The following is an 11,668-nucleotide window of genomic DNA, read 5'->3' as shown; positions in this document are numbered from 1 at the left end:
AATTATTTTTTAGTCATACCGTTGAAACCAGAGAGGCTTGCTTCTATCACCTCAAGCCTTTGGGTCAGTTCAGCTACCTTTTCAGAGCGGGCCCTCAGTGCGGCATTCTCTTTCCTCAGCTCTTCTATCTCTGCCTGCTGGTCGCGTGTCCTCTTCTCAAGCGCCTGTATGGCTACGAAGCTTACACCTTCCATATCGGCCTGGTTGATGGTAGTATCGTTACCCACAGCACCATAGCTATCATGGCCGAAGGCTGCATAGAAATCCTGCGCCATTGGGCCATAGTGACGGTGTTTGGCAACTTCCTGTCCTTTATAGTTCCAGCTAGTGAGCTTGAACTGAGATATCTTGCTCAGGAACTCCTCACCATTCACCGGTGCAAAGTTCTCCTTTTTCCTGCGGTCGCTTATAGTGCTCCAGCTATTGCTGCCGGGCATCATTTCGGCACCCACGGTAGCAGAAGCATCAGAATACAGCTTATAACCACCCGCAAAACGCATCATCATCTGGTTATCGGCATCGTTGTTGGTAAAAGCAGCAACAGCAGAATTATCGCCTATAGCAAAAGCGCCGTTCATGAAGTTTGTAGATACCGAGTTACCCATTGAGCTAGAATTGTTGCCGCTTGCTGTAGTATTACCTACTGCGAACGAGCTCGTGCCCGCGGCTTGGGCGCCACCTATAGCTACCGCGTATTCACCTGTGGTAGTAGACCATGTTGAGCTCCCTATGCCTATGGCCGTAGAACTGCTGGCCCCCGCTCGACCGCCGCTGATAGCCGTAGAGTTGTTAGCACCGGGCGCTACCTGCCCGTTCAGGGCGACCGAATTATCGCCTTGTGCTGCAGCAGACTGGCCAAGGGCTATACTGTTATTGCCGCTCGCATTAGCATAAGCGCCTATGGCTGTAGAGCTCATGGCAAGAGCCTGGCCACCGCCAAGCGCCGTAGCATAGCTGCCGTTGGCCTGCGACTGCCAGTATTCGCTGCCACCCAGCGCTACCGAATTATGACCGTAGGCACGGCCACCACCCAGGGCGGTAGAAGATTGGCCACTGGCCTCTGATGGCGCAGTACCGTTGTAGTTACCTACCGCAAAAGAACTCGTACCATTGGCCTGGCCACCGCCTAGAGCTACCGCATACTGCGCATTGGTAGTAGACTGCCCTGCCGTTGACATGCCTATGGCAGTAGAGTTATTGGCCATTGCCTGGCCACCGCTGATAGCCGTAGCGCTCATAACACCGAAACCTACATAACCATTGATGCCTACAGAATAATCGCCCTGTGCTGCAGACTGGCCAAGGGCTACACTGCCATAACCATACGCGCTGGAATTGACACCTATGGACGTAGCGTTACTGCCTATTGCCTGGCCACCGCCAAGCGCCGTAGCATAGTTTCCTTCAGCCAGCGACCGCGAATAATCGCTGCCGCCCATAGCTATCGAACCATAGCCGGTGGCACGGCCACCGCCCATAGCTACTGCAGACTGGCCATTGGCCTCTGATGGCGTATAGCCGTTATAGTTACCTACCGCAAATGAACTCGTACCGTTGGCCTGGCCTCCGCCTATTGCTACCGCATACTCCGCATTGGTGGTAGACTGCCCTGCCGTTGACATGCCTATGGCAGTAGAGTTATTGGCCATTGCCTGGCCACCGCTGATAGCCGCAGCGCTCATAATACCGAAACCTACATAACCATTGATGCCTACAGAATAATCGCCCTGTGTCGCAGCCTGCCCAAGAGCCACACTGCCATAACCATAGGCGCTGGAATTGACACCTATGGACGTAGCGTTACTGCCCATGGCCTGGCCACCGCCAAGTGCCGTAGCATAGTTTCCTTCAGCCAGCGACCGCGAATAATCGCTGCCGCCCATAGCTATCGAACCATAGCCGGTGGCACGGCCACCGCCCATAGCTACTGCAGACTGGCCATTGGCCTCTGATGGCGTATAGCTGTTATAGTTACCTACCGCAAATGAACTCGTACCGTAGGCCTGGCCACCGGCGAGTGCTACCGCATACTGCCCCGAAGTGGTAGACTGCCCTGCCATCGACATGCCTATGGCGGTAGAGTTATTGGCCATGGCCTGGCCACCGCTGATAGCCGTAGCGCTCATAACACCGAAACCTACATAACCATTGATGCCTACAGAATAATCGCCCTGTGCCGCAGACTGGCCAAGGGCTACACTGCCATAACCATAGGCGCTGGAATTGACACCTATGGACGTAGCGTTACTGCCTATTGCCTGGCCACCGCCAAGCGCCGTAGTATAATTACCTTCAGCCAGCGACCGCGAATAATCGCTGCCGCCCATAGCTACCGAACCATAGCCGGTGGCACGGCCACCGCCCATAGCTACTGCAGACTGGCCATTGGCCTCTGATGGCGTATAGCCGTTATAATTACCTACCGCAAATGAACTTATACCATTGGCCTGGCCTCCGCCTATTGCTACCGCATACTGCGCATTGCTGGTAGACTGCCCGGCCATTGACATGCCTATGGCAGTAGAGTTATTGGCCATCGCCTGGCCACCGCTGATAGCCGTAGCGCTCATAACACCGAAACCTACATAACCATTGATGCCTACAGAATAATCGCCCTGTGCCGCAGACTGGCCAAGAGCTACACTGCCATAACCATAGGCGCTGGAATTGACGCCTATGGACGTAGCGTTGCTGCCCATTGCCTGGCCACCGCCAAGCGCCGTAGCATAATTACCTTCAGCCCGCGACCGCCAGTATTCACTGCCGCCCAGCGCTACCGAAGTAGTGCCCGTAGCAACGCCACCACTCATAGCTGTAGCATACTGGCCACTGGCCTCTGAAGGTATGAAGCCATCGCTACCTGCTGCCAACGAGCCAAAACCGGTGGCCTGCCCACCGCCAAGTGCTGTTGAATACTGCACACCGGCAAAGGACGGTCCTGACATCGACATACCTATGGCAGTAGCGTTATCGCCAAAGACACTACCACCACTGATGGCCGTAGAGCCGAAACGACCCGGAGTTATATATCCTCCCGAAATGATCGAGGTACCATCTACATGAAGTTTAGCGCTAGGCACTGACGTACCTATACCCACATTGCCGGAATTGTTGTTATATATATCCGGCCCCATAGCATCCCAGAAGCTACTGGTGCTGCCGCCACCGCCGAGGGCGGTCCATACGGTGCCATTATAGTAGTAGTAACCTTCGGTGCCATCTGTCTGAAATATCATCAGGCCGGTAGCGGGTGCTGTTATGGCATCGCGCTGGGCAGTGGACATACGGGGCACAAGCAAGCCGCGCGTTGTCGATTGTACATCCAGCATGGCCGAGGCATGTGCGGGATCGCCTGTATTATTAATGGCAACGCCCTGGGCGTGAGTCTCATATGCAGCCATGGCCATTACCAGCATGCAGACCGATCTGTACTTTTTCATATTTTATAAGGGGATTAAAATTAAAATATAATATTATTTTTTTAGGAGTAATTATTTTATATCCTTTCCTTTTTTGTAAGAGTTATTTTCTTCGTTATTTACCGGTGGTCTTCGTCTTTCTTAGTTCGTTCTCTATGGCCTCTATACGGCCACCCAATTCTGCCTTTAGCTCTTCATTCGCTCTTAGCACCTGGCTATTGTTCTCCTTCAGCGCAGTATTCTCCTTGGTCAGGCGGTCTACCTGGTCCTGCAGGTCGCGGGTGCGTTTTTCCAGTGCCTGTATGGCCACAAAGCTCACGCCCTCCATATCGGCCTGGTTGATGGTGGTATCATTACCTACAGTACCATATTTGTCGTGGCCAAAGGCCGCATAGAAGTCCTGCGCCATAGGGCCATAGTGGCGGTGCAGTTTGGGGTCTTGCCCCTTATAGTTCCAGCTTGTCAGCCTGAATTTCGATATCTTATCAAGGAACTCTTCACCGTTCACCACCGAGAAATTCTCCTTCTTCCTGCGGTCGCTTATAGTGCTCCAGCTATTGCCGCCCGGCGCCATTTGCGCACCCACGGTAGCATCGGCATCGCTATACAGCTTGTAGCCGCCTGCAAAGCGCATCATCATCTGGTTGTCGGCATCGTTGATGGTAGACATACCGGTAGAATAGTCGCCCAGCGCAAAAGAGCCTGGTCTGTCATTGGTCGATACAAAGCTGCCTATGGCCACAGAGCTTCTTCCTGTCGCCTGGGTCTGTTCGCCCATTGCGATCGCATCCTGCCCACCGGCGCCACCCCCTACTGCTGCAAAAGCATTGACCCCACCGGTATTGGATATATATGTTGAACTGCGCCCAATGGCAACGCTATATGGCCCGTATGCCAGGCCGCCACTCATAGCAGTGGCATAAGAAGCCTCCGTCATAATGCTGCCGCTGCTCATGGCTACAGAATTCGGCGCATTTGTAGAACCAAATAATCCCACCGAGTTCTCTCCGTTCACAGAAGCGCCATAGCCCACACCAAAAGCCCTATAACCTGTGACTGTGGCTCCACCCATAGCTATAGAGTTGTCGCCGGCAGCTCCGGATGAGCCATAAACACTACCACCGATAGCTATAGCCTCGAAACCACTTGCATGACCACCGCCAATTGCTATAGAGCTGTTGCCTGTGGCCGCCGCTATGTATCCACCCTGGGTGCCCATAGCTATAGCATCAGAGCCTATGGCATTGCCGCCGAGAGAAATAGCATGCAGCCCGCTGGCACTGGCCGGACCGAACCAATTGATGCCTATAGCCACGGCCTTTTCGCCACTGGCATTGCCCCCACTCATAGCTGTAGACCAAGGTCCACTGGCAAACCCGCCACTCATAGCGACAGCTAGGTCGCCACTCGTAGTACTTCCACCCAGCGCTGTAGAACCATTTCCACCTGCACTACTGCTGTTACCTACCGCAAATGAATTATCACCACCTGCAGTGCCTCCTCCAATAGCAGTGGCATTATTACCACTTGCCTGCGATCCCGACCACATGCCGGACCCTATTGCCACAGCATTCTCGCCGGTGGCATAGCCGCCCATCATAGCCAGTGAAAGCATTCCAGCGGCATACGATCGTCCGATATAACTACCTATGGCCACCGCCTGAGAACCATCGGCTTGGCCACCGCCTATAGCTGTAGAACTAGCGCCATTGGCGAAAGAGCCCCAACCGCCCGATTGGCCGATGGCCACCGATGCCGGCCCATTGGCGAAACTACCGCCTAATGCCATTGCATATGACGCATCTGGCCCTGTGACACCATTCATGGTAGCAAGAGAATACGGTCCGTTCGCAATACCATGTATACCCACAGAATTATTTCCTTCGGTCACACCATCACTGCCCACAGCCAGTGAGCCATTCGCTATGGCATATCCGCCGCCCAGAGCCGTAGCGCCATTACCATATGCTCGCGACTGTGTATAAATGCCATCACTACCTACTGCCACCGCATCTGCTCCCGTAGCATATCCACCTATCAGGGCCAAAGAACCTGGGCCGACCGAGGCAGCGCTTGTTCCGGCCACATTACTGCGCCCCATAGCTACTGAATACTCTCCATATGCCTGCCCTGCACTTGCTGCAGTAGCACCATCACCTCCCGTCATACCATTGCTGAACGCTGCAGAACCTGCTCCGCTTGCATTGCCCCAAAGCCCTACAGCCCCTTCTCCAACAGTATAAGCAAGAGGACCAAAAGCAAGAGAATTAACACCGGAAGCATGACCGCCACCTAAAGCGTAAGACCTTTCTGCAGTTGCCCTCGAATATGTCAACGAACCAGCAAATGAACCGACACCTATGGCCACCGCACTGCTTCCTTCTGCCATACCACCACCTATAGCGGTGGAAAAGGTACCATTTGCAGCAGATCCTATTAATCCATCAGGGGTGGTTCCTATCGCTACAGATGCCTCTCCCATTGCATTTCCACCGCCCAATGCTATGGAGCTTGTGCCCGATGCGAAAGATATTGTTGCTGCATACCTGCCTGCTGCCAATGAGTTGGCGCCATCGGCTATACCACCGCTCAATGCTGTGGCCCCATATGCTGTACTGCCGGTCCGGCTATATCCTGTAGCGAAAGATACATCTCCCTGTGCCAGGCTATAGCTACCCAATGCTACCGCATCTGTTCCATTAGCGGTGCCGGCCCCTATCGCTACCGATCGTATGCCATTGGCATAAGCAGGAAAGCCTCCGAATTCCACACCTGAATTTCCTATTGCGATAGAGCCGGCACCAATAGCCGACCCACCACCCAGCGCAGTAGTAAAGTCGCCCGATGCCGCAGAGTATACCGGCCCCATACTACCTATTGCCACTGCATTTATACCGCTGGCATTACCACCACCCATAGCCGTAGCATTGAGCCCTGTGGCTCGCGATGACATTGAACCGTTGGTGCCTATGGCCACTGCGCCATCAGCACCAGCAGTAGCGCCATCCCATCCGCCGGGAGTTCGGCCTATGGCCACAGAGCTTTGCCCACTGGCAGTACCACCTGCTATCGCCACCGCCGATGGAGCAGATGCCATTGTCGCGACCGTATATCCTGAACCAATGGATATAGCATTATCGGCACTGGCAGCACCACCTAACGCAAATGCACCATTGCCACTGGCAATACCATTCACCGCAAATGAACGGTCGCCGCTGGCTGTACCATCCATGAACGCGGTAGCGCTTGTACCGCTGGCATTACCACCGCCAAAGGCAGTTGAGTACATGCCCGATGCAGTGGAAAAGGGGCCACTCATACCCATAGCCACCGAATAATCACCTGTGGCATTGCCACCACCCAGGGCTGTAGCAGCCCTGCCCGAGGCTACAGAAGGCCACGCACCGCTCAGGTTACCTATGGCTACCGCGCTAAGACCCGTAGCCTGCCCACCCATTGCAGCAAAGGAGTTTTCCCCGCTGGCAACAGAACGTGTCATAAAGTCGGCACGTCCTATAGCTACGGCACCTGCTGCGTTTGCCGCGCCATCGCTCATGGCTGTAGCATGGAATGCCCCGCCGCTTGTGGTACCACCGGTCATGGCCACAGAGTTCTCCCCCGAAGCTATACCATCTGCCATGGCAGTAGAATGAAACCCTGCGGCCAGGCTATACAGGCCAAAGGCCGCATTACCAAAGACCTGCAGCCTGGCAGTGGGCTCGGTCGTACCTATTCCCACATTTCCGGTATTGGTATTGAATATGTGACCGGCCTCCGATCCCCAATGATCGCCGCCGCCGCTGCTAAAGGCGGTCCAGCCGGTACCATTGTAATAGTAGAAACCCGCAGTACCGTCTACCTGGTATATAAGCAGGCCCGTAGCGGGTGCGGGTATCGCATCGCGCTGGACCTGTGTCATACGCGGGGCCAAAAGACCGCGCGTGGTAGACTGGATGTCCAGCATTGCAGAGCTATGTGCTGCAGAACCATCGTTATTCATGGCTATGCCCTGTGCATTGGCTTTATTGGCAGCCATCACCAACATGCAAATGCAGCCATACAACTGCATCTTACGAGTATATTTTATTTTCATAGCGTGTATGATCTACTTTGGGAACGATATTCTCTTTATGTAACTATAATTATTTCTTTTGCCGGTATGCTGGCGCGCATCACTTACCGGGTAGCAGTATTGGCCTTACGCAGCAGTGCTTCCATGTTCTGCATTCGGTCATTTATCTCTGCCTTCAGGGTCGCATTGTCTTTTAGTATAGCTTCGTTATTGTTCACTATCACCTTATTCTCTTTGCGCAGGTCAGTGTTCTCCTTCGTCAGCCTGTCTATCTCGGCCTGCATATCGCGGGTACGTTTTTCCAGTGCCTGTATAGCCACAAAGCTCACGCCCTCCATATCGGCCTGGTTGATGGTGGTATCATTACCTACAGTACCATATTTGTCGTGGCCAAAGGCCGCATAGAAATCCTGCGCCATAGGACCATAGTGCCTATATAGCTTAGGGTCCTGTCCCTTATAGTTCCAGCTTGTCAGCCTGAATTTCGATATCTTATCAAGGAACTCTTCACCGTTCACCACCGTGAAATTCTCCTTCTTCCTGCGGTCGCTTATGGTGCTCCAACTATTGCCACCGGGTGCTATTTGCGCACCCACGGTAGCATCGGCATCGCTATACAGCTTGTAGCCGCCTGCAAAGCGCATCATCATCTGGTTGTCACTGGTGGTAGCGGTACCGGGATAAGATGATGAATGATCGCCGAATGCGAAAGATCCTTCGTGCATTGCAGTTACATGAGCGCCAAGTGCCAGCGAATTGGCACCATTCGCTTCTGCACCGTTGCTATATATGTCCGTCCCTATAGCTACCGAATTATAACCACCGGTATAGCCACCATGCATGGCCAGCGAGTTCGCACCTCCTGCCTGTGAACTACCTATTATTATAGTTCCGGTAGCCGTTGGGTACGCCCATCCGCCACCGATAATTATCGATGAATTTGCTTCAGCAGAGCCCATGCCAAGTACAATAGACTCCGCACCTGTGGCCCGCCCGCCGCCTATCGCTGTTGTAACATTGCCAGCGGCTAAAGAGGCTATTCCACTCCCCGACCGTCCTATAGCTACAGAGCCATCCCCTGTCGCATCGCCACCCGCCACAGACACAGAGCTATTACCTAAAGTATGACCTCCTGGCCCTACCGCAAATGAATTGTGTCCTTCGGCATGCGCCCCGCCCATGGCTATGGCATTGCCACCCGAGGCTATAGCTCGACCAAAGAAGCTATTCCCAATGGCAATGGATTCAGGGCCCGCAGCCCAGCCTCCGGCAGCAGCAAAGGAGTGATCTCCACTTGCCGAAGCCACATATCCACTCTGGTTACCGATAGCTATTGCTTCCAAGCCTGCAGCATAGCCGCCCAATGCGATAGCATTGATACCACTGGCATTAGCTGGTCCGAAATAGGTATTACCTATAGCCACCGAATTATCTCCCGATGCTTGCCCACCACTAAGTGCGGTAGCCCTGCTACCCGAGGTGAACCCACCGCTCATAGCTACAGACTCCCCACCTGCTGCAGTACTGGCATGGAACGCAACTGCACCCTCACCACCGGCACTACTGCCATAACCTACCGCAAAAGAACCAGTGCCACCGGCACTTCCGCCACCCAGGGCTGTAGCATTAGCGCCTGAAGCATTAGAGCCTGCCGCCATAGAAGAGCCTATTGCTACAGAGTAGTCACCATTGGTCTGGCCACCCATCATCGACACAGACCCGCTGCCAACAGCATAAGAAGATGAAATATAACTTCCGATACTCACCGATCCATAGCCCATGGCCACACCACCGCCCATAGCTGTAGAGCCATAGCCTACCGCTGTAGATTGCGTTGATACCTGCCCTATGGCTACAGAGTATGGCCCGTTGGCCTGGCCACCACTCATAGCAGTTGCATAGTTCGCCTCATGCCCTGTACTGCTCCCGTTATGTACCGCAAAAGACATAGGCGCGTTGGCCTGGGCACCGCTCATAGCTATAGCTCGTTCACCGGCGGCAGTGCTCGACTGGCCTACTGCAAATGCTCCCATACCGGATGCATTGCCACCACCAATGGCTGTAGAGTATTGCCCGCTTGCCACTGATGATGCTGGCCAGCCGGTACCCATCCCTATAGCCACTGCATATGCGCCCTCTGCCTGTCCGCCACCTATAGCTGTGGCCAATTCTGCCATTTCCGATGTAGTACTGTATGGCCCTATTGCTGTCGAGGATTGCCCATGCGCAGTACTATTATTTGCAGCGAACGAAGAATATCCGTTTGCAAGAGCTCCTTGAATCGCAACAGACTGAACGCCATATGCAGAACTTGGCCCTATCGATACCGAGGTATGCCCATATGCATTACCGCCGCCAATTGCCGTAGCATGGTCTCCCAGGGCATTCCCCCTAAGAGCTATTGACTGATGCCCATTGGCATTACCATAAAGAATGGCAACTGAGCCATCACCGGCAGCATTGCTGAATTGGCCTGCGGCAAATGAATTAGTGCCACCTGCACTACCACCACCTATGGCAGTAGCAAAACCACCCGACGCTGATGAGACTCCCCCACCTGTAAATATATCTCCCATACCTATGGCCACAGAATTGTTGCCTGTAGTATTTCCACCCATCATAGCCAGTGACGATGTCCCCATGGCTGACGAATTATAATATAAAGCACGGCCTATGGCCACTGAGCTTTCACCACCTGCCTCACCACCGGCTATCGCCACAGACTGTTCTCCATATGCTGTTCCTCTTATACTCACCGAAGAATTACCAGTGGCCGTTCCCATCATGCCCATAGAATAATTGCCTGCAGCACTACCCCATAGTGAAAAAGCGCCTTCCCCTGAAGCACTGCCATAGATGCTTGCTGAATGTACTCCGTTCGCGCTTCCCGACGAACCAAATGCAAAAGATCCGGCACCGGAAGCCTGGCCGCCACTTACTGCCAAAGAATTACTTCCCATTGCAGTAGATGGCATTGACATATCTCCTGCTCCCAGTGCCATCGCCCCGGCGCCATAGGCATATCCACCGCCCAGCGCTATAGACCCCATACCCTCAGCACGGGATGTATTGAATATTCCATCATTGCCTATGGCCACAGAGCTTTGCCCACTGGCATTACCACCTACCATAGCTAGTGCAAAAGATGAAGAAGCTACTGTATATATAGATGTACCTATAGCTATAGAGTTATCACCACTGGCGCTACCACCAAAAGCAAATGAGTAGTTACCACTGGCGCCGCCGCTCAAGGCATATGCACCGATTCCATTGGCGATGCCGCCTACAGCAAATGAGTGGTCACCACTGGCAGTACCATCCATAAATGCCGTAGCGCTCATTCCACTGGCATTACCACCACCAAAAGCAGTTGAGTACATACCCGATGCTACAGAATAAGGGCCACTCATACCCATAGCCACAGAAAAGTCGCCGGTAGCATTACCGCCGCCCAGTGCAGTTGCAGACATGCCGGAAGCTATAGAAGGCCATGCCGAGCTTAAATTACCTATCGCTACTGCCCTCTGCCCTGTGGCCTGGCCACCCATTGCCGCAAAAGAATTGAGCCCGCTGGCCAATGAGCCGGGCATATGATCATCAGCTCGGCCTATGGCCACAGCGCCCGGTGCACTCGCCGTAGCACCACTCATGGCTACGGCATTTACCGCCTCGGCACTTGTAGTACCGCCGCTCATAGCCACCGAATTTCCTCCGCTCGCCGTGCTATATTCGCCCAGCGCCGTTGTACCAAAGACATGCAGTTTTGCGGTCGGCAGCAGTTCACTGCTGCCTATCCTTACATTACCCTCGTTAGTATTGAATATGTCGGTTCCCGAAAGGTCCCAATGCGCACCGCTACCACCACCACTGCTGAAGGCGGTCCATGCGATACCATTGTAGTAGTAAAAGCCCGCAGTACCGTCTACCTGGTATATGAGCAGGCCCGTAGCGGGCGCTGCTATCGCATCACGCTGCATCTGTGTCATACGAGGGGCCAAAAGACCACGCGTGGTCGACTGGATGTCCAGCATGGCCGAGCTATGCGCCGGCGAACCATCTGTATTCATGGCTATGCCCTGTGCATTGGCCCTGTTCGCAGCCATTGCCATTACACATATACATATGCAACTGTAGACATGCGATCGGCGGGTATTTGTCCTTTTCATAAGAAGTATAT

Annotated in this window: 3 protein-coding genes; all 3 read right to left on the bottom strand. The window is 53.8% G+C overall.

Features of this window, described 5'->3' with window-relative positions; translation table 11 throughout:
* Positions 1–2: 2 nt before the first annotated feature.
* The 3 genes from ABD843_RS10365 to ABD843_RS10355 all read right to left on the bottom strand — a co-directional run bounded on the left by ABD843_RS10365 (position 3) and on the right by ABD843_RS10355 (position 11,594).
* Positions 3–3,440: a tail fiber domain-containing protein gene (locus ABD843_RS10365; RefSeq protein WP_345082590.1), complete on the bottom strand. Its 3,438-nt coding sequence runs from the start codon at positions 3,438–3,440 to the stop codon at positions 3–5.
* 94 nt (positions 3,441–3,534) lie between these two features.
* On the bottom strand, positions 3,535–7,512 hold the full coding sequence (locus tag ABD843_RS10360; protein ID WP_345082587.1) for a tail fiber domain-containing protein: 3,978 nt from the start codon (positions 7,510–7,512) through the stop codon (positions 3,535–3,537).
* An 83-nt stretch (positions 7,513–7,595) separates the two neighbouring features.
* A complete protein-coding gene (locus ABD843_RS10355) occupies positions 7,596–11,594 on the bottom strand; it encodes a tail fiber domain-containing protein (RefSeq protein WP_345082585.1) in 3,999 nt (1,332 codons plus the stop codon).
* Positions 11,595–11,668: the final 74 nt, after the last annotated feature.

Origin of the sequence: Nemorincola caseinilytica (assembly GCF_039540515.1) — a bacterium.
Classification (GTDB): domain Bacteria; phylum Bacteroidota; class Bacteroidia; order Chitinophagales; family Chitinophagaceae; genus Nemorincola; species Nemorincola caseinilytica.
Note: the sequence above shows the minus strand (reverse complement) of the source record. Positions and strands in the feature narration are given on the sequence as shown.

What these genes read in the sequence shown, in the direction of transcription:
- ABD843_RS10365 (WP_345082590.1), bottom strand. Translation starts at nt 3,440, where the DNA reads ATGAAAAAGTACAGATCGGTCTGCATGCTGGTAATGGCCATGGCTGCA.
- ABD843_RS10360 (WP_345082587.1), bottom strand. Translation starts at nt 7,512, where the DNA reads ATGAAAATAAAATATACTCGTAAGATGCAGTTGTATGGCTGCATTTGC.
- ABD843_RS10355 (WP_345082585.1), bottom strand. Translation starts at nt 11,594, where the DNA reads ATGGCTGCGAACAGGGCCAATGCACAGGGCATAGCCATGAATACAGAT.